The sequence below is a fragment of the Staphylococcus sp. SB1-57 genome (genome assembly GCF_017086425.1).
Classification (GTDB): Bacteria; Bacillota; Bacilli; order Staphylococcales; family Staphylococcaceae; genus Staphylococcus; species Staphylococcus warneri_A.
Genome location: NZ_CP070964.1, coordinates 1300738 through 1323738 on the forward strand (window position 1 = coordinate 1300738; position 23001 = coordinate 1323738).

The 23001-nt window shown below is 33.4% G+C and carries 12 protein-coding genes, 1 other RNA gene and 2 pseudogenes; 13 read left to right on the top strand and 2 right to left on the bottom strand.

Features of this window, described 5'->3' with window-relative positions; all coding sequences use genetic code 11:
* The first annotated feature begins 341 nt into the window (after nucleotides 1-341).
* The 13 genes and pseudogenes from JX000_RS06475 to JX000_RS12135 all read left to right on the top strand — a co-directional run bounded on the left by JX000_RS06475 (nucleotide 342) and on the right by JX000_RS12135 (nucleotide 21646).
* Nucleotides 342-674 (top strand): DUF1798 family protein, encoded by a 333-nt coding sequence (locus tag JX000_RS06475; RefSeq protein WP_002451157.1) that lies wholly within the window; start codon nucleotides 342-344, stop codon nucleotides 672-674.
* An 11-nt stretch (nucleotides 675-685) separates the two neighbouring features.
* Nucleotides 686-1252, top strand: a complete 567-nt coding sequence (locus tag JX000_RS06480) for an SLOG family protein (RefSeq protein ID WP_049424108.1) — start codon at nucleotides 686-688, stop codon at nucleotides 1250-1252.
* Nucleotides 1253-1262: 10 nt separating this feature from the next.
* Entirely contained in the window at nucleotides 1263-1604 is a 342-nt protein-coding gene (gene gpsB, locus JX000_RS06485; RefSeq protein WP_002451159.1) for a cell division regulator GpsB, read from the top strand.
* A 163-nt stretch (nucleotides 1605-1767) separates the two neighbouring features.
* Nucleotides 1768-2147: RNase P RNA component class B (gene rnpB, locus JX000_RS06490), an RNA gene on the top strand.
* Between the two features lie 178 nt (nucleotides 2148-2325).
* Nucleotides 2326-3468 carry a THUMP domain-containing class I SAM-dependent RNA methyltransferase gene (locus tag JX000_RS06495; protein WP_049424107.1) on the top strand — a complete coding sequence of 381 codons (1143 nt, stop codon included), beginning with the start codon at nucleotides 2326-2328 and terminating at the stop codon, nucleotides 3466-3468.
* A gap of 132 nt (nucleotides 3469-3600) precedes the next feature.
* Nucleotides 3601-4239 carry an SDR family oxidoreductase gene (locus tag JX000_RS06500; protein ID WP_049424105.1) on the top strand — a complete coding sequence of 213 codons (639 nt, stop codon included), beginning with the start codon at nucleotides 3601-3603 and terminating at the stop codon, nucleotides 4237-4239.
* 192 nt (nucleotides 4240-4431) lie between these two features.
* On the top strand, nucleotides 4432-7878 hold the full coding sequence (locus tag JX000_RS06505) for a dynamin family protein (protein ID WP_206140527.1): 3447 nt from the start codon (nucleotides 4432-4434) through the stop codon (nucleotides 7876-7878).
* A gap of 18 nt (nucleotides 7879-7896) precedes the next feature.
* Nucleotides 7897-8775, top strand: a complete 879-nt coding sequence (locus JX000_RS06510) for a 5'-3' exonuclease (protein WP_002451163.1) — start codon at nucleotides 7897-7899, stop codon at nucleotides 8773-8775.
* A 341-nt stretch (nucleotides 8776-9116) separates the two neighbouring features.
* On the top strand, nucleotides 9117-12341 hold the full coding sequence (ebh, locus tag JX000_RS06515) for a hyperosmolarity resistance protein Ebh (RefSeq protein ID WP_206140528.1): 3225 nt from the start codon (nucleotides 9117-9119) through the stop codon (nucleotides 12339-12341).
* A gap of 5 nt (nucleotides 12342-12346) precedes the next feature.
* A pseudogene (locus JX000_RS12125) lies at nucleotides 12347-18145 on the top strand (hyperosmolarity resistance protein Ebh); the annotation flags it as partial.
* Nucleotides 18146-18172: 27 nt separating this feature from the next.
* A pseudogene (locus JX000_RS12320) lies at nucleotides 18173-19852 on the top strand (DUF1542 domain-containing protein); the annotation flags it as partial.
* Nucleotides 19839-21257 carry a DUF1542 domain-containing protein gene (locus JX000_RS12130; protein WP_241004977.1) on the top strand — a complete coding sequence of 473 codons (1419 nt, stop codon included), beginning with the start codon at nucleotides 19839-19841 and terminating at the stop codon, nucleotides 21255-21257. The pseudogene JX000_RS12320 and the gene JX000_RS12130, both read left to right, overlap by 14 nt.
* Before the next feature lie 140 nt (nucleotides 21258-21397).
* The gene (locus tag JX000_RS12135; RefSeq protein WP_080980136.1) at nucleotides 21398-21646 is read left to right on the top strand and encodes a hypothetical protein; all 249 of its coding nucleotides are present in this window, start codon (nucleotides 21398-21400) and stop codon (nucleotides 21644-21646) included.
* A gap of 58 nt (nucleotides 21647-21704) precedes the next feature.
* On the opposite strand, the gene JX000_RS06570 is transcribed toward JX000_RS12135, so the two are convergent.
* Entirely contained in the window at nucleotides 21705-22103 is a 399-nt protein-coding gene (locus tag JX000_RS06570) for a ribonuclease HI family protein (protein ID WP_049424743.1), read from the bottom strand.
* A gap of 162 nt (nucleotides 22104-22265) precedes the next feature.
* Nucleotides 22266-22970 (bottom strand): queuosine precursor transporter, encoded by a 705-nt coding sequence (locus JX000_RS06575; protein WP_002451167.1) that lies wholly within the window; start codon nucleotides 22968-22970, stop codon nucleotides 22266-22268.
* Nucleotides 22971-23001: the final 31 nt, after the last annotated feature.

Here is a 23001-nt window from a genome sequence, read left to right on the forward strand (position 1 = left end):
ATTTCACCACACAAGCTTGGTAGTAAACTGCAATTATTATACACAACAATTTACGATTTACCAAACTTTTATAAAATTAATGTATATTTAACTAACCAAAAATACATCAAACCTTATTTTAACGTGCTTTCATCAAATAAACAATAAAAACAATCACATTTATCTCCATGTATATCGACAATCTTTCTATCACTTTAATAGCATGTCATTAATGCACTAATGTAAAAATCATAAATTAATATCAACTTTGATAATATTTTCTGGCTTTTGTCCATTATTAAACACTTTGATATGACGCTTTAAGAACATTATGATAAATTAGTCATGTAGGAGGCAACTAGATGCTAGATACTATTCGACAGTTAATAGAGGAAGTCAATCATATGAATGACATTTACGAACAAGTTAGAGAATATGACGAAGACAAAGACTTTCACAAAGTGGTTGAACCTTATGTTCGACATATCGATTCACTACTAGATCAACTAAAACCATATGAGCAATCACTCATTGATACTACTTATATGAATAAACCAAAATTAGACTTATTAATTAAGAATATAGAAGAATTATCCGTTGAATGCCATTTTAAGCGTACAAGTAGAAAACTTTTCACTGAAAAAATAAAAGCAGTACAATATGATTTGAACAATATTTTAAATAAACATGTTTAAAGAGGGAGATTATGGTTAAAACTGTTTATATCACAGGGTATAAATCTTATGAATTAAATATATTCAAAGATGATGCACCTGAAGTTTACTATTTAAAGGAATTTATAAAACATAAAATCAAACAATTATTAGATGAAGGATTAGAATGGGTATTAATTCAAGGGCAGATGGGAATAGAATTATGGTCAGCAGAAGTCGTGATTGAAATAAAAGAAACATATCCTGAACTTAAATTAGGTGTTATTACACCTTTTGAAGGTCATACATCTAAATGGAATGAACAAATTCAAACGAAATACATAAATATGATTAATCAAGCAGATTTCTTAGAAAGCGTATTTCATTCAGAATATCAAGGGCCATTCCAATTTAAACAAGCGGACCAATTTATGTTAGACCATACTGACCAAACATTATTAATATACGATGAAGAACAAGAAGCGAGTCCTAAATTCTTCAAATCGATGTTAGTTGATTTTATGGAAAAAACAAACTATACTTGTGATATTGTGACGTTTGATGAACTCACTGAATTCATCAACGACTTGCAGTGGTCTCAAGATCAAAGTTTCGAATGAGGTGGAAAAAATGTCAGATGTTTCATTAAAATTATCAGCGAAAGATATTTATGAAAAAGATTTTGAAAAAACTATGGCTCGTGGCTATAGAAGAGAAGAAGTAGATGCTTTTTTAGATGATATTATTACAGATTATCAAAAAATGGCAGACATGAATAACGAAGTTGTAAAACTTTCCGAAGAAAACCACAAACTGAAAAAAGAACTTGAAGAATTAAGATTACGCGTAGCGACAACTAGACCACAAGAGAATAAAAACTTTTCTTCAAATGGTTCTAACAATGCATCATCAAATAATGTTGATATTTTAAAACGTATTTCTAATTTAGAAAAAGCTGTATTTGGGAAATAATAAATGAATCGGTTGAGACAATCCGTGTGATATAAGCCAATGCGTTATATCATATAACTGATAAGTATTGTGACACATGTTCCTTTTTAATAATGAAGATGTTGCTATCATACTTGAAAAAGCTTTGTCTCAACCTTTTTTTATGTTATACTCTCAAAGGTGATATTTTGGGTGATCGCTATAGTGATATAGAGGAAAGTCCATGCTCACACAGTCTGAGATGGCTGTAGTGTTCGTGCTTGATGAAACAATAAATCAAGGCATTAATTTGACGGCAACGAAATAACCTAAGTCAATTGATATGGTTAGAATAGTTTGAAAGTGCCACAGTGACGTAGCTTTTATAGAAATATAAAAGGTGGAACGCGGTAAACCCCTCGAGTGAGCAATCCAAATTAGGTAGGAGCACTTGTTTAGCGGAATTCAACGTATAAACGAGACACATGCATATATTTGTTATGTGTAGACAGATGGTTACCACCAACGTACCAGTGTGACTAGTGCACGTTATGAGTACAATGGAACAGAACATGGCTTACAGAAATATCACCACTAGTTTAGCTCTCCCATACAACGGAGAGCTTTTTTAATGTCAATAAACGGTATTCACATTTATAAATGATCAACTATAAGCCGAAATGAATCACACTATATGATTAAATTTTAAATCTAACTCTGTTAGAATAAACATAACGAAATTAATCCAAAAGGAGAACAACGCATGTTTCAATTATTAGCAGTATGTCCAATGGGGCTTGAATCAATCGTAGCCAAAGAAATTCAAGAACTAGGTTACGAAACACAAGTAGAAAATGGGCGTATCTTTTTTGAAGGTGACGAAAACGCCATCGTCAAATGTAACTTATGGCTACGTACCGCAGACCGTGTCAAAATTGTCATGGGCCAATTTAAAGCAACAACCTTCGATGAATTATTTGAAAAAACAAAAGCATTACCATGGGAGTCAATTATAGACCAACAAGGGAACTTTCCAGTCCAAGGTCGTAGTGTCAAATCTACCTTATATAGCGTGCCAGATTGCCAAGCTATTACTAAAAAAGCAATCGTAGAACGTCTTAAACATGCATATAATGAAAAAGGATGGCTCAACGAATCAGGTGCAAAATATCCTGTAGAAGTATCCATATTAAAAGATAAAGCACTTCTTACCATTGATACGTCTGGTTCAGGGTTAAATCGACGTGGCTATCGTTTAGCGCAAGGGGAAGCGCCTATTAAAGAAACATTAGCTGCTAGTTTGATTAAGTTAGCTAATTGGACTGGCGATACACCACTTATCGATCCATTCTGTGGTTCAGGAACTATTGCCATTGAAGCATGTCTTATCGCACAAAATATCGCACCTGGATTTAACAGAGACTTTGTATCTGAAGAATGGAATATTATGCCACCAAACATTTATGACGATATGCGGGATGAAGCTGACAAACACGCAAATTATGATAGAGAAATCCAAGTATATGCCTCAGATATTGACCCAGAGATGGTTGAAATCGCAAAACGCAATGCAGAAGAAGTTGGATTAGCTGATATCATTCAATTCAGTGTAAAAGATGTAAATACATTAACAATCGATACTGAAGAACCCATTGCACTAATCGGTAATCCACCTTATGGTGAACGTATCGGTGATAGAGACGAAGTTGAAGAAATGTATCGATATATTGGTAAGTTAATGAAACAACACGATTATTTATCAACTTATATCTTAACAAGTAATAAAGAATACGAACATTTAGTTAATAAAAAAGCAACAAAACGCCGTAAGTTGTTTAATGGCTATATCGAATGTACGTATTATCAATATTGGGGTAAGAAACCACAAATCAATAAAGAATCATAATGATTAAAATCAAATCAATTCATTAGCACTCTCAATTCAACTGTAGTAAGGTTGGATTAAGAGTGTTTTAATTTAAATTACTTTTATAATTAATAAATATAATAATCATTATTATTGAGAGGAGTAATTAATATGAAGAATGTTTTAATTATTGGGGCAAATGGACGTGTGGCTATCGAAGCGACAAAAATTTTCTTAGAGAATTCAAACTTTAATGTGAACCTGTTCTTAAGAAATGCACATCGTATCCCTGACTACGCTTCAAACAGAGTTACAGTCTTTGAAGGCGATGCTAAGAACCAACAAGATTTAGAACAAGCCTTAGACAATATAGATATTGTTTTTACTGGTACCTCTGGCTCATTAAATCGTCACGCTGAAACGATTGTTAAAGCGATGGATGCTAAAGGTATTAAACGATTAATTTTAATTGCTGCACCTGGTATTTACGATGAGTTACCAGAAGCTTTCAATGAATGGAATAAGCAACAGTTTGGAGACAAGTTAAACTTATACCGTCAAGCAGCTGATACAATCGAGCAATCCGACTTAGACTATACAATTATTAGACCAGGTTGGTTAACAGATAAAAATGAAAATATATATGAAATCAGCAGTAAAGAAGGGGCTTTTGAAGGTACTGAAGTATCAAGAAAAAGTGTCGCTAATTTAGCAGTACAAATTGCAAAGCACCCTGAATTACATTCAAAAGAGAATATCGGTGTATTTAAGCCAGGAACTGAAGGCAACAAACCCTCATGGTTTGAATAATCCTGCCTAAAATTCATAGGTTTTAAACGATATATATGATAATATTTTAAGTAATATCATAATCTATGATAACTGACTTATTAAGAAGAGGTTATGACAACGTCACTTACATTAAAATTTGGTATAGAATTTTAAATCACTTTGTCTTAATCTCTTCTTTTTTATTGACTGAACTAAAGGGGATTAATACGCATGACACATACAGAACAGTTAGACATTTTATATAAATTAAAAAAAGAAGTAGAAAAATCAAATAACACTGCTTTACTAAATACTATTAATCAAGTGATTAAAAAAGTATATAAAAATCAATTTACAATATCATTTGTTGGTCACTTTTCAGCTGGTAAATCAACACTTATCAACTTGTTATTAGAGCAAGATATTCTACCAAGCTCTCCAGTACCTACTACTAGTAATACAGCCATTGTATCGGTATCTGATTCAGAAGATATCATCGCAAACTTGCCAAACCAACAATACACAAAGCTAAAAACATATGATGAAGTTAAACAAATGAATCGTCAAAATATAGATGTAGAATCTGTAGAGATTAACTTCCAATCCGATAAATTCGACAAAGGGTTTACATTCCAAGATACACCTGGTGTCGATTCTAATGTCGCAACACATCAAACAACTACTGAGCAATTTATGTATACGAGTAATGTTTTATTTTATACTGTTGACTATAATCATGTGCAATCTGCACTTAATTTTCAATTTATGAAAAGAATTAATGAAGTGGGTATTCCAGTAGTATTTATCATTAATCAAATAGATAAACATAATGATGATGAGCTTTCATTTGATACATTCAAATCTAGAGTTGAGAAATCAATCAATGAATGGGACATCGATTTACAACATATATATTACGTCTCAAAATTCGATCATCCTAAAAATCAAATCGATGAATTATCAGAGTACCTATTGTATTTAGACAAGCATAGAGAGGCAATGGAAACATATGTGGAACGTACTGTTTCATTCATCACAGATGCTCAACTTTCATATATTCAAAATGAAATGCAAAGTATACTTGAATACCTGAATATTGAAGAGGATGAGTTTGAACAAGCTTATTTAAATTTCCAACAAACACAAGCCGTTTCAGAAGAAGCACAACTACTCAATGATAAAGACAAATTAAAAGCGTACCTTAAACAAAAACGTAAAGATATATTAGAAAACGCCTATATTATGACACATGATATGCGAGAACAACTACGTTCTTATTTAGAAAGTAAGGCTACTGACTTTAAAGTAGGTGGACTCTTTAATAAGGCTAAAAAAAAAGAGGAAGCACAAACTGAACGTTTAGATAAAGCCATCAGCATGCTTCAAGAAAAGATTAATACTCAAATACGTCAACCTATGCGTGAAGACATGTCATTCTTAACGCGTTTTATCAATCAAAAAAATATAAACGAACATATACTTAACCAATCATATGATATTCCAAATGATTTAGTTTCATCACTATATCAGCCGCAAATTACGATTAGTAATACGTATGTATTAACTTTTTCAGATGAAGTGGTTAAAGCAATCAATCAATTTGTTGAACGTCAATCGAATCCGTTATTTGAAAAAGCTATTCAACATGTACAAGCTAATGAGATTGAAACTGAAGATAATGATACATCAGATGAATATCAACGATACTTAGAATTAAATAACTTAAAAGACTCCATCACTACACGCAATTATCAACATTACTATATACATTTGGAAGACTCTTTAGATAAGTTAACTGGTCGCACTGAAGCGAATTTCACTATTAAAGAAGAACATGATACAACACACCATCAACATCGTGACCATATTCAAGCCAGTGATGACACAGTAAGTCGTTCACAAGTAGATATAGAAAAAGCTTTAAATATCATCGAAGATATTCCATTATTCGAGCGTACACAAACGGATATTAAACAAACACTCACGCGTTTAGACCAAAAAATCACTAAGATTGGTGTATTCGGTACATTTAGTGCAGGTAAGAGTAGTTTAATAAATGCTTTATTAGGTGATAATTACTTAGTTAGCTCACCAAATCCGACAACGGCAGCTACCACAGAACTAACTTACGGGGACAGTAGTAGCATTACATTAAAATCATCAAAGCAATTACTAGATGAGATTAACCAATTACTTGAGTTCTTTAATCAGTCATTCTCGTCTTTAGATGAGTTTATCAATAGCGATATTACTCAATTAAAATCAAAACTAGAAAAAAATCAACTTGCCTTTATTTCAGCAGTTGAAAAGCATTACGACATGTATATCAATATGCTAGAAGAAGGGGAAGTACATCACATTTCACAAGAAGATGTCAAAAAATGGTCTGCCGAAGATGAATATGCAACTTTCGTTAAAACAGTACATTTACAAGTACCTGTTGAATGGCTTAAAGGTAAGATTGTTGTCGATTCACTTGGTTTACATTCCAATAACCAACGTCATACAAACGAAACTGAACAAATCCTTACGTCATCAGACTTAATTTTATACGTCAGTTATTTCAATCATTCATTTACTGATAATGACAAAGCATTCATTGAACATATGAAAGATATGAATCAGTTAAATGAAAACCAAGCATTCAAAATGATTATTAATGCTGTTGATTTAGCCGAAAGTGATGAAGACCTTAATGATGTTAAAGATTATGTTGCCGATGCACTTAACCAAGTTCAATTACAATCTGAAGTATTTGGTGTGTCTAGTCGAGAAGCATTAAAATCAAGTGATGAAGGTATGGATCAATTAAAAGAAAGCATTCAACATTTCGTCGATGTAGAATCTAAAACTATCTTAGAACAACAAATGATTCATCAACTCCAACAAATTGATCAGTCCTATCAAGACATGATTTCAGAGTTTGAAACCAATAAAGATGATATCGCGAAACGTCAACGTAAATTAGAATCATACAAAGACAAAGAGAGACTTGAAAACCAATTAATTGCTACTACAACCCAACATACGAATAATGAAGTCGAAGAACAAGTCTATCATTTAAATCAAAGATTAAAGCTCCAGTTAATGGATGATATTAAGTCTGTTTATAACAGTCAAATGACGCAAAATAGTGATTTCAATGCTGAAAAGAAAAATTCAACTAAAATATATCTAGATCAAATTCATCAAAGAATGTTTTTAGAGCAATCATTAATTACTGAAAGAATTAAGAAATATTTTAACCAACAATTAGACGAACAAGTTGCACCTGTCTTGCAACAGTTAAGTCAATTGCATATTATTGTACATCCACGCTTCAATTTACAACCATATGTTGTCGATCAACCATTGCTTCATATTGATTTAAACGATATGATGGCTGAATTGCCTAAACAATTAACGAAACTTAAAATTTTAAATGCGAATGCTCAAAAAGATATTCACGAAGCAATTTGTCAAAGTACATTAGAACTACTTCAACCTAACTTTAGTCGCTTAAGACAACAACTTGAAACATATGTTGATCAAATGTCTGACGAAGCAGAACAACAATTCAATAGCATTGAAGATAATATTCAAAGTCAGATCAATGAATTATTATCATTTGAATTAGACGAATCATTAATTTCACAACTTAAAGATAAGCACCAACAACTTGAAGCAATTATATATTAAGAAAGAAGGACAATCGAAATGCCTAATAAAGTATTACTCGTCGATGGCATGGCTTTATTATTTAGACATTTTTTCGCAACGAGTCTACACAATCAATTTATGTACAATTCAAAAGGAGTTCCGACTAACGGAATTCAAGGGTTTGTACGTCATATCTTTTCAGCTATCCACGAGATCCAACCTACACATGTAGCTGTTTGTTGGGATATGGGGCAATCAACCTTCAGAAATGACATGTTTGAAGGTTATAAACAAAATCGCTCAGCACCACCAGAGGAGCTCATTCCACAATTTGACTATGTCAAAGAGATTTCTGAACAATTTGGTTTCGTTAATATCGGTGTGACAAATTATGAAGCCGATGATGTGATTGGTACATTAGCACAAACCTATTCCACTGATAACGATGTTTATATTATTACCGGCGATAGAGATTTGTTACAATGTATCAACGAAAATGTTGAAGTATGGCTCATTAAGAAAGGCTTTAATATTTATAATCGATATACCTTACATCGATTTAATGAAGAATATGAATTAGCGCCGAAACAATTGATCGATATCAAAGCGTTTATGGGTGACACAGCTGATGGTTATGCAGGCGTTAAAGGTATTGGCGAGAAAACTGCACTCAAATTGATTCAACAATATGGTAGTGTTGAAGAGGTAATTAATCAAATTGATGCCTTAACACCGGGCCAAAGAAAGAAAATTAACGACAATATCAATGAACTACACTTATCAAAGCGTTTAGCTGAAATTCATACAAATGTACCTATCGATAGTGCACAATTGTTCCAAGATATGGCATTTGCAACTACGCTTAACCATATATTATCAATCTGTAATGAACATGAACTATATGTTTCCGGTAAATATATATCAAGCCATTTATAAAATCATAAACAAAGCGACTCATACAATTATCTTAAACAAGGTAATCTATGAGTCGCTTTTTATTTTTATAATCGAATTAAATTAAAATAATTTTAATTTATCCTATATCCAATTACACTTATATAAAATTTATGATATTATTAAATAGAACGTTAATAAATTGTTCAACATTATGTTGTGATGTATGTCGATTTGTCTGTTTTTTATCATTTATTTGAGAAATCATAACAATGATAATGAATCAATATATATCAAATCATAACCTTAATTAACAGACCTACATACCTATCACAACTACAACATCAGAGACACAACAACAAGATAAGGAGTGAACAATAGCTGTGAATAATCGTGAGAAATTACAGAAGTTTAGTATTCGTAAATATACAGTTGGTACGTTTTCAACAGTCATTGCGACGTTAGTCTTTTTAGGTTTTAACGCTTCTCATGTACAAGCTGATGAATTAAGTGCAACAGAAAAGAATGCACTACAAACGCTGCAGCAGCATGATGGGGGGACAAACATTTCGCAGTCTGATTCCAGTTTGCAAACATCCAACCAACTAACTAACAATGAAACCGTAACTTCTGAACAACCATCTAAAGAAACGGTGATGTCTCAAGCTGATACAGAACACACAGAGACGCAATCTACAGAAAATGTTTCAATAGATAATGATAAATCGATTCAAACGACAGATCAAACAGCAAATTCTAATCATTCAAATGATTTAGATCAAATTAATCAAACTCATAGCGCAGAAGTAAATAACACAGAGAATAAGTTAACCGCGCATATAGATAGTGAAACACATAATAGCATGCAACAAGAAAGTGATTTAAAACAGCCGACTCAAATTAATAAAGATTCGTTACAAGCTTTCTTTGATGCAAACTATCATGATTATCGCTTTATAGATAGAGATAAAGTAGATCAACCAACGCTCGACCAAGTTAAGGAAGCTTTCGATAAAGTTAATACATTACTTGGAAGCAGTCATCCAATTAGCGAAAAATCTTTACAACTTGCATATCAAGACTTAGAACAAGCAGTAGCAACCATGCGTACTTTGCCTAAGCGTCAGTTACAAGAACGACGTAAACATGAAATAAAAGAACGCTCTACTGATCCAAAAGCATCAGAGAGTTATCAAACAGCCATCACATCTTATTACGTAAAAAGTCCAAACGATGGTTCAGGCTATCCAGTTGGTACGTATATTTATGCTGCAAACAAAGGAACACCGTTTGCCTTACCAAATACACCATGGAAGCCTTTACGTGCTTCAGACTCTAAAGGGATTGCCTATGTCACTACGAAAAGATTAAAAGATGGTTATGAATGGACAATTAAATTTAATCAAAGTCATAGAATGCATGAACATATGGTCTTTTGGTTCGGTTTGCCGGATCCACAAGTTCCAGTAGGGCCAGTTAGATTTACTATCGAAAACCCTGACCACTCAAATAAGATTAGTAGTTTAGGTGTTGGTGCTGGAGAAGGACAATCATTACCTGCCATGTGGCGAACTGCAGGTGGTATCGATAGTTCTCGTGCCTCTAATTTTGTGCAAGGCCCACCTACAGGTTATACCTTTTATGATGAACCTACGATTCACATTAAGAGCTTTAAAGAGTTTGCTAGAGCACCTGAGTTTCAACATGAACAAGATGCATCAGATGAAGCTAAAACAAACGGCGAACAAAATTTCGCTTTACTAAATGGTGAATTTAAAAATCAAATATATGGTATAGATAGATTGTATGCTTTTATAGGAAAAGGTAATGCAAGTTATACAATACAATTTAAAACACAAGGTAATACTGCCGAACGATTTTATTATGCAGCAGGTGGTAGAGCACTAGAATACAGACAATTATTTAGCTTTAACGAATTATATGTAGAACCACTAAATGTTTTTACAGAGCGAGTAAAAACATTTACTGAAGGCATAAACCGAACTTATCATCTTGGCAACACAAAAGATATTTACGATTTAAATGCAAGAGGAGAAGTCACAAAATATATTTTAGATTCGAATAATGAGAATTCAGAAGACTTTGCTTCAGATCCGATGAGCTATGCCAAAACACCTAGTCGCTATGTAGGTGGCTTCTACGATCCTTCATTACCTACTAATCGTTATCGTGGAGTAGGGAAGGCACCATTAAATGAATTTGAAATTTATAAACTTATCAACAACGATACACTAACAAATGCTAGTCGAACTGGTAACCCTATTAAATTAAATATTGGATTCGATATTCAAGATGATTATGGTAATGATGAAACCTTGAAGTCAGTATATTTATATGTGAAACCTGAACTGCAAAATAATATTGGATTTTACACTAATAATGATCCTAAGAACCGTGCTGATTTGCCTGAATCTAAATCAGCAGGACACCCGATCTTTAATGTATTAGAAGGAAATATGGGCAATAGTTATACAAACAATGGCAACACATCTGATTATGCTCAACCCTTACGCATTAAATTAACAAGTAATGAAGATTTTAATGACAATGATTGGGAGATTAGTGGTTTACCAAGTTCACTACGAATAGAAAACGCAGCAGGTAGAACAAATAATAATAGTGAACGAAACCTTGAATTAGTCGGTAATATAGCACCTGGTGATTACCTAGGTACAGTGCGTTTACGTAAGAAAGAACAACCTTTCGAGATAAGAGTCAAGCCATTACCGCCTCATATTGATACAAGTGTTGAACAGTTAAGAGGTAAAGGAGGCACTAAACCTACTATCACAGTCTCTAATGTACCTGCAGATCCTAATGCCCTTGTTTATTTAGTTGTCACTGGAAATCTAGCACAAGATGGAACTAATGACCCCGCTTCAGTGCCGAGAAATTATGACATTATAGGCAGTGCAACGCCGACAAGTACTAGTAATAGTGTGACATTCAATCAAGAGGACTTCGTGCAGAACTTACCAAATACCGGTATCATTAGAGCAATCGTTTATTACAATGATAATCTTATGTCTAATTTTAGTAATGCGGTTGAAGTACAGGCAGACAACACACCACCAACGATTGGTAATCCTGTAGGTTTAAAAAACAAGTATTATAAAGGTGAACAAGTCAACTTTACGCTTGATATTACAGACGGCGCAAATGGTACTGGAATTAAATCGACAAATATTAGTAGATTACCACAGGGATGGACGTCTGAGTTTGTACGAAATTCAAATGGTGAGGGCGGTACACTTAGAATTACAGGAACTGTATCTGATAATCAACCATTCAACAGTCAAATCAGATTTAAAATTAGTGCTACTGATAACGCCAATAACACAACAAATAATCGCCAATCTAAGCAAATCTTAATTAATATTGGTCAAATGAGTAATGATTTCTCTCCAATTGTATTACCTAACGTTCAAAAGGTGAATGTAGTCAATCCTGGAGATTTAACTCGTGCAGAGGAAAAAGAGGTCATTAGAGCTTTAACTGCCGTTAATTCAAATATTACCCAATATTTAGATAGTTCAAGTCCAATCAATATACCTTCAAAGGTATCGCTAATAAAGATCAAATATTAGCAGACGGTAACTACACCAATGCAAGTCCAGATAAACAACAAGCATATAACGATGCCGTTAAGCATGCACAACAATTAATAGATGGTGTGCCAAATGTTGTTGTTTCTCCAAGTGAAATACAAGATGCATTAAATCGAGTGAACCAAGCTAACAACGACTTGAATGGTAATACGAATCTTGCTAATGCTAAACAACAGGTGACACAAGCACTTGATCAATTACCAAATTTAAATCAAGCACAACGTGACGAATTTAATAAACAAATCAATCAAGCAACCCAAGTCCCTGATGTTAATGCGATTCAACAAGCTGCAAATCAACTTAACGAAGCAATGACAGCCTTGAAACAAGGCATCGCAAATAAAGACGATATCAAAGACAGCGAAAATTATCATGATGCAGATACAGATAGACAAACAGCATTTGATGATGCTATCAATCATGCGGATACATTATTAAATGAACAAAGCAATCCAACCATGGATCCAGATACTATCAAACAAGCATTAGCACATGTTAATGAAGCTAACCATAATTTAAATGGTGACCAAAAACTTGCTACAGCGCAACAAAACGCTAAAACAACGTTAGGTACACTAGATCATTTAAATCAAGCACAAATTGATGCATTAACTCGTCAAATTGATCAAGCACCTGATATTGCCACAACGAACAAAATTAAGCAAAATGCTGAAAGTTTAGATAATGCTATGAATCAATTAAATCAAGCATTACAAACTAAAGCAGATACGTTAGGTAGTATCAATTATTCAGATGCAGATCAACCTAAGAAAGATGCTTATAACGATGCAGTAACACATGCAGAAAGTATCGTAGACCATAATAGCCAAAACAATGCATCACAAGATGACATCGCACAAGCATTAAAACAACTTAACGATGCTAAGGATGCGTTAAATGGTAATTCAAACGTTGAACATGCAAAACAAGAAGCTATTGAGCAAATTAATAACGCACAAGATTTGAACCCTGCTCAACAAGAAGCATTAAAACAACAAGTGAATTTAGCAAATACCGTTAATGATGTAAATCAGGTTAAGGCTACAACAAGCGCTCTAGATCAAGCAATGTCAGCATTAAAACAAGGTATTGCAGACAAAGATCAAACAATTGCAGATGGTAATTACACAAATGCTAACCCAGATAAACAACAAGCATATAGCGATGCAATCCATCACGCTGAACAAATTATCAACGGTACTCCGAATGCAATCGTAGACCCACAAACTGTAACTAATGCTTTACAACAAGTGGATCAAACGAAGGGCGATTTGAATGGTAATGATAATCTGCACGATGCACAACAACAAGCATCTACAATGATTGATGGTTTACCAAACTTAAATCCTGCACAAAAAGCAGCTCTAAAAGAACAAGTGAATCAAGCAGGTCTTGTTCCAAGTGTCGATCAAATCAAACAAACTGCAAATGAATTAAACACTGCAATGGGTAACTTGAATCAAACATTACAAGCAAATACTCAAGTACCTCAAACAACTGATTACACTCAAGCTAGCACAGATAAACAAACGGCATATGATAATGTTGTAGAGCAAGCACAACAAGTTGTTAATGGTAATCAAGTGGTACAATTATCACCAGATGCTGTGAACCAAATGACGAATGCTATTAATCATGCAAAAGATGATTTAAATGGTGATGAAAACTTAGCTCAAGCTAAACAAGATGCAACAGCAAATCTCAATACATTACCTGATTTAAATCAACCACAACATGATGCACTTACAAATCAAATAGAGCAAGCACAGACAATTGAAGAAGTAAATCAAGTTAAACAACTTGCACAAAATGTGAATGATGCAATGCACAACTTAAAACAAGGCATTGCAAATAAAAACGATATTCTAGGTAGTGAAAATTATCATGACGCTGATCCGGATAAACAAACTGCATATCAAGATGCAATCAGACAAGCTGAATCCATCATAAATCAAACTGTTGATCCAACTTTAAATCCAGATGACATTACACAAGCATTAACTCAAGTCAATCAGGCCAAAGATAACCTCAATGGTGATACGAAACTGACAACTAAAAAGCAAAATGCTACTAACGATATCAATGGCATGACACATCTTAATGACGCACAAAAACAAGCACTCACAACTCAGATTGAACATGCGCCAAATATAGATGCTGTTAACACAGCTAAACAAACTGCTGAAAATCTGAATAATGTAATGGATCAATTAGAGCAAGCGATTCATAATAAAATTCAAATATTAGCTGATGGTAATTATTTAAATGCTGATCAAGCTAACCAAGATGCGTTCAATCAAGCAGTACGTAATGCAGAAAATGTATTAAATCCACAACAAGGTACGAACGAAGATCAAAGTACAATCGAAGCAATGACTAATAAAGTAATGCAAGCGATTCAAAACTTAAATGGTAATTCAAACTTAGCTCAAGCTAAGCAAGAAGCTAATCAAGCATTAATGCAATTACCTCACTTAAATGACGCGCAACGACATGATTTGGAAACACAAATTACAAATGCACCATTAGTTACTGATGTCGATGCAATTAAACAAAATGCTCAAACATTAGATCAAGCAATGGAACACTTAAGAGATAGTATTAAAGATCATCAACAAACACTTAATTCTGAAGATTATCATGATGCAACTGCTGATCGTCAAAATGACTATAACAATGCCGTGAATGATGCTAATCAAATCATTAATGCAACAACACCAGTTATGAATCCAACTGATATTAATGCAGCTGCTAACCTTGTTAATACGAATAAAGTAGCTTTAGATGGTGATGAAAACCTAACTCACGCTAAACAACAAGCGACACAAACTATTGATCACTTAGATCATCTAAATCAAGCACAAATACAACATTTACAAGATGGTATTGCTCAAGCGACTGACATTGATGCCGTAAATCAACATGTTCGAGACGCTCAAGCGCTAGATACTACAATGAATCAATTACAAAATGCAATTGCTAACCAAAATGACGTTAAACAACAAAGTCAATTTGTTAATGCTGATCCGGATAAACAATCTGCATATTCAGATGCTGTTGCTCATGCTCAATCTATTATTGATCATCAACATGGTCCAAATACAACTCAACCAGAAGTTGAACAAGCATTAACTCAAGTTCAACAAGCATTACAAAACTTAAATGGCGAACAAAGATTACAAGATTCTAAGTTACATGCTCAACAAGCCATAGATGGACTAACAGATTTAAATAATCCACAAAAATCAGCTTTAAAAGAACAAGTGAATCACGCACCACTCATCACGGATGTTCAACAAATTGAACAACAAGCAGGTACGCTGAATCAAGCTATGCATGACTTACGTCAAAGTATTGATGATAATGCAGAAGTTAAAGCAAGTAGTGCGTACATTAATGAGGACCCTACAGAACAACACAATTATGATCAAGCAGTCCAACATGCTCAAGATTTGATTAATGAACAACAAGCCACATTAGATACAAATGTAATTAATCAAAAAACTGAAGATGTTAATAATAGTAAACAAGCACTTCAAGGTGTAGCTAAGTTGCAAAGTGAAAAAGATCATGCTAAGGCACTCATTAACCAATTACCTCATCTTAATGATGCTCAAAAACATATGGAAGATGCTTTAATTGATAATGAAACAACACGTACCGCTGTTAAAAATGATGTAACCGAAGCACAACAACTTGATCAATATATGGATGCGTTACAACAAAGTATTGCCGATAAACAAACAACATTAGATAGTAGTCCATACATCAACGCAGATCCTAATAAAAAGCAAGATTATGACAATGCGGTTCAACATGCTGAAAGTATTATCTCTGGTACGACTAACCCAACAATCAATAAAGATAATGTAAATCAAGCGATTGAATCAGTGAATGCTACTAAACAAGCGTTAAATGGTGTTGAAAAACTAGCTGAAGATAAACAACATGCCGGTGAAACAATGAATCAATTTAATCAATTAACACTAGCACAACAACAAGCGCTTAATGATGCAATTACTAATGCTCAAACTAGAGATGAAGTTGCTCAAAAAGTAGCGCAAGCAGAAGCACTTAACAATGCAATGCAAGCATTAAAAGAGAGCGTTAAGGACCATCAACAAGTTGAAACGAGCAGTCAATTCACAAATGAAGATCCAAAACAAAAAGATGATTATAATCAAGCGGTTCAACATGCACTAGATATTATCAATCAAGCTACAAATCCAACGTTAGATCAATCACAAATTGAACAAGCAACTCAAGCGGTTATCAATGCAAAAGATCAATTACACGGAGAACAAAAATTAGCTCAAGATAAACAACTGGCAAACGAAACGATTGATCATCTACAACACCTTAATGCTGCACAACGCCAAGCACTTCAAGCGCAAATTAACCAATTACCAACTCGCGACGAAGTAGCTCAAAAAGTAGCGCAAGCAGAAGCTTTAGATGAGTCAATGAAAGCACTGAGAGACATAATTCAAGATCATCAACAAGTTGAATCTAGTAGTCCATTTATTAATGAAGATTCACTTGAACAAAATGCTTATACAAATGCAATACAACAAACGGAAGCATTGATTAATCAAACAGATCATCCAACATTGGATAGAACACAAGTTCAACAATTGACACAGGCTGTTACAAATGCGAAAGATCACTTACATGGCGATGAAAAACTCCAAAATGATAAACAACTTGCAGTTAATAATTTAAATCAACTTAGTGGTTTAAATGACGCGCAACGTGACGCATTTGAAAGTCAAATCAATCAAGCACCAACGCGTAATATGGTCGCAGAATCCATAGCTCAAGCAAATGCATTAAATCAAGCAATGGTTTCATTAAGAAATGCAATTCAAAATGAACCACAAGTTGAATCTAGTAGTCAATTTATTAATGAAGATACACCTGAGCAAGAAGCGTATAAACAAGCCGTTTCAAATGCCAAAGCAATCATCAATGAAACAACAAATCCTATCATGGATAAAGCTCAAGTAGATCAAACATTACAAGAAGTAAACGACGCTATCGCCAATCTACACGGTGATCAAAAACTTGCTCAAGCACAACAACAAGCAATCATTGGTTTAGATGGACTTAACAATTTAAATCATGATCAACTTGAATCTGCGAAAGATGCGGTTAACCAAGCGCCAACAAGAAATGATGTTGCTCAAATCGTCCAAACTGCAAATCAACTTGACCAAGCAATGGGAAGACTTAAAGATGTAATGAATCAAGCAAATAGAGAAAGTGTTGAGCCTAATTACACAGAAGCATCAACTGATAAGCAGCATGCATTCAACTTAGCGTTAACAAATGCATCACATATTACAGATACACAATCAGGTCCAAACGCAACTCAAACAGAAGTTGAAAATGCAATAACATCGTTACAACAGGCGATGAACGATTTAGATGGAAACGCACGTGTAACTAATGCAAAAGCACAAGCTATCCAAGATATTGATCGACAACCACATCTCAATGATGAACAAAAATCAGCGATGAAAGACCAAGTTAATCAAGCAACTACGTTAAAATCAATCGAACAAATAGAAGATAAGTCACATCAATTAGATCATGCTACTGATCAATTACAACAAGCGATTGATGAACACAATCATGTAACAAATACTGTTGACTTTACACAAGCTGATCCTGACAAACAAGCTGCATATAATCAAGCAGTAGCACAAGCACAACAACTTGTATCTCAAAATGCGACACAACAAGAAGTTGAACAAGCGATAACAGCGATTGAAAATGCTAAACACGATTTAAATGGTGATGAAAAGGTTGCAGAAGCAAAAGCAAATGCAGCTCAACAGCTTGATCAATTAACTGCTTTAAATCAAGCACAACATCAAGCGATAATTGACAGTATCAACAATTCTAACGATGTGAATGACATTCAAAATATTGTTAACGAGGCTACTACGTTAAATCATGCTATGAATGAACTTCAACAGGCGGTTAACGATAATAATGAACCAACGAAACAAAGTGGTAATTATATTAATGCCGATACACAACTCAAACATGATTTTGATGAAGCTATCACAAATGCTCAACAAGCATTAGATCATCCAACTGGATCTAATTTAACAACTGATCAAATCAATCAACTTAAAGATGCGATCAATCATACGATAGATGCATTAAATGGTAATCAAAGATTAAATGATTCCAAATCTGATGCATTAAATAAATTAGATCAATTAACACATTTGAATAATGCTCAAAAACAAATGGCACAACAACAAATTAATACTGCTAGCACGTTAAATGATGTGACTCAAGCAATTCAAAAAGCGGCAACTTTAGATCAATCAATGAATAGTTTAAATCAATATGTTCAACGAACAGAAGCGCCAGTGAAAGCAAGTTCAAATTACATCGATGCTGATGAGGCGTTAAAAGCGAATTATAACACTGCTTTAGATCGTGCAAATGATGTATTGAACAAAGCTAAAGGTATTGCATTAACGAATGCTGAAGTAGAGGCTTTAAAACAAGCGATCATTAATGCTGAAAATGCCCTTAATGGTGATCAAAATGTTACTAAAGCTAAAGGTAAAGCAGATCAATTTATCGATAATTTAGAAAATTTAAATCCAAATCAAAGAAACAAAGCACATCAATTAGTTGCTCAAGCTGATGATTTAGATACCCTTAATAACATCATTAATAATCAAATTGATTTAGATGATGTGATGAAAGCATTGAAAGATATTGTAAATAATGATGTTCCAAATAGTGAAAATAGTATTAATTACCAAAATGCAGATGATGATACTAAAGCGAACTTCACTCAAGCTAAAGATCAAGCCATAAAATTATTAAAAGGTACTGATGATGAAGTTGGAGATACAAACGATATCCAAGGTGCAATTCAAGCACTTAAAGATGCTATGAATCAACTGAATGGCGATGCTAGATTACAAGATGCTAAAAACAAAGCAATTCAATCTATCAATAAAGCATTAGCAGATAAATTAAATGATATTGATAATGCAAATGCGACTGAGCAAGATAAGATAGATGCTAAAAATAAAGCCGAAGCAATGGCTAATCAAACAATCAATAATATTAATAAAGCAACAACGAATCAAGCAGTTGATAATGTTGAAAATATTGGTAGTCAAGCTATTGATCAAATTCATGCTAATGAAATACCGAAAGCTCAAAATGATGCTAAGCAAGATATTAATCGACAAAGTCAAGAATTATTGGATGCAATCGACCATAATCCAGATCTATCTAATGCAGAAAAAGAAGCATTAAAAGATCAAATTCGTCAATTACAACAACAAGCGAATGTTAATATTACAGGTGCTACAACTAAAGAACAAATTCAAAATGCCAAAGATCAATTCAATAATGCATTAAATCAACTTAAAGATTTAATTCAGTCTAAAGTAGATGCTAAACAAGCGATAAAAGATATCGCTAACGCAAAACGCGATGAAATTAATTAATAGCAATCCAAATCTTACAGATGATCAGAAAGCAAAAGCATTAAAAGAAATCGATGATTTTGAAAATAAAGCATTGATTAATATCGAAAATGCAAGAACAAAAGATGACATTTCAAATGCATTAACTAAAGCCATTGATCAAATTCAAAATGCACCTATTTGGGAAGTAGATCAACAACCAGTCACACATGAATTACCAAAAGCATCAGCTCAACAGGTATTAGTTAATGGTGAAATTATTGCCCAACGTGACGAAGTGATAACTGACGAAGATGTGCTTAAACATATCAACTTAAGTGATCAAATTACAGCTAAAGTATTAGACACACCTAATACGACAAACATCTCTGATGATTTAGAGGCACGCGTTGAAATCACTCTAGCTAATGGATCAAAAGTGATTGTTCATGTGCCAGTTAAAGTAATTGAACAAGCGTTAATAGTAGCTAAAAATCAAGCCATTAAAGATATAGAAGGTCTAGCCCAAAATAAAATTAACGATATTAATAACAACACTACTTTAACAAAAGCACAAAAAGATGCTGCGATTGCTGAAGTGAATAAATTAAAACAACAAGCCATTGACAATATCAATAAAGCAACGAATCAAGAGGACGTTGATCATGCTAAACAAAGTGGTCTAGACCAAATTTACCACTTTAACCCTAATACATTTACAATTGATCAAGCGAAAGTTAAAGCACAAAAATCGATTGAAGACGCAATCAAACAAAAAATAGATGAAATTAACGCTAGAAAAGATCTATCTGATAAAGAAAAACAAGATGCAATCAAACAACTTAATAAGTTGAAAGACAATGCTATCCAAGCAATTAACAAAGCAACATCTTTATCTGAAATCAATAAGCAAAAAGATCAATATCAAGTAACAATTAACCAATTCAAACCTGTTGCTAACGACTTAGCGAAACATAAGAACAATGCCATTTCATCTATTCATCAAGTTGCTCATCAAAAATCTAGAAGTATCCAAAATAGTCCTTTTGGAACACGTAGCCAAAAACAAGATGCATTAAATAAAATCTATGATATCTTAAACAATACAATTAGAAATATAGATAATGCCCAATCACATCAAGCTGTTGATCAAGCGTTAAATGAAGGTATCGCACGTATTCTATCTGTTGAAATAGTAGGATGGAATTCAAATAATCCGACTCAGTCAACACATACTCGTCCAAACTTGTCAGATTTAACAAGCGCACTTAACATTAACCAATTAGAAACATTTATGGGTACTAACGGCAATGCGACAGACAGTCTAAAAGATCTTGTAACAAATGAACACGCGAAGAAAGACACTGACGAACCAAATGACGACTTCAAACACCATAAAAATTCAAATGGATTCGTAGATTTATTAAAAATACACTTGGATTTGTAGGTATTTCAAGTTTATTAGCGGGATTCTGGTTCATATTAGCGAAACGTCGTAAAAAAGAAGAGGAAGATGAAACCGTAGATCTTCATTCACAAGAAACTAAGAAGAACAAACACCTAATCGATGACGTCGACCACACACCATTGTTAGTAGCTAAAAAGAAAAAGAACAATGAAGAAGAAAGCAATAAGAAAGTAACTGAATCATCTAAAAAGAAACACATACTAAAGGGAGATGATTCACACGTTGCACCACTGATTGCTAAAAAGAAAAGAGAAAGCAAAGAGACATCAACGAATACAAAAGGAAAAGCACCAACTAAAAATAAAAAAGTCGTCGCTTCCAAAAAGAAGAAAAAGAAATCTAAAAAATCTTCTAAACGTAAAAAGTAATCGTTCCTCAAAATAAAGGAGCACCGATTGATATCACTTCAATCGGTGCTCCTTTTTATTATTTAGCTTTTAATATTTTATATAATGCTTGTTGTGCATGTTGATTAGCTTCTTTATTTTGATCTCTAGGTACCCATTTTACAAACAATAAATCAAAGTCTTGCTCTAAAATCTCTAATTGTTCAAAATAAGGTTTGAATTTAGCATTTTTAACATATCCTGCTTCTACACTATCTGCAATTAACTTTGAATCAGTGTAAAGTAGGGCATTATTCACTTTTAGTTCTCTAGCATGTTCTAATGCATGGATACAAGCTGCCCATTCAGCACTATGATTATCCATTTCTCCTAAATCATGAGTAAACACGTGATGTTGATCTTCCTCTTTAATAACAATAGCACATGCACTTCTTCCAGGATTCCCTTTAGTCGCAGCATCAAAATTAATTTTAGCCATATCTACACCTACTTCATTTATATGTTCTAAACTAGTCTCATCATCTGTACTTTAATTAAATCACAATAATAAGTACAAATTCATCCAATTTCAATTATTATAAATAAAATCGCTTTACTCAATTAGAAAATTAAGCAAAGCGATTGATATTTAATAGGTAACTTAAAAACCTTCATCTAACTTAGTAATTTTACCTTTACGGTAGAATGATTTGGCAATGTATCCGAATGGTACATTAAAAATAGTAGATACAAGTTTTAAAACATATGTCGTTATAAAAATTTCAAAAACTGCCATACCAGGTAAACTACCTATAAATGCAATGGATACAAATAATGCTGTATCAATGATAGAGCTAATTATTGTACTTCCATATGCTCTAATAATGAATGTTTTATCTGAACTAAATAGCTTTTTAATTAATGAAAATATAAATACATCCACGTGTTGACCAATGATATAAGCAACAATTGAACCTAAAGCAATTCTAGGTACAACATCAAAGATGGCATGAAAAGCATTTTGTGCAGTATCTTCTGGGGATGGAATAAAATGTAAAGACATTTGCATGACGATAATCATAACCAGTGTTGAGGAAAAACCTAACCAAACTGCACGTTTTGCGACCTTTCTTCCGTATATATCATTTAAAATGTCCGTCGCTAAATAAATAGAAGCAAACATTACATTACCTAAAGTAGCTGAAATGCCAAAAATTTCTACAGTTTTGATAACTTGTATATTTGCTATAATCGTACCAATCGCAACCCATGCTAGTAATCCTTGTTTTCCAAACATACGATACATCGCTACCATTAAAATAAACGTCACTAAAAACGTTGCAACTCCAAACAATTCATTATACATATCATTTCCTCCTAAATTTTGTTAATGCGGG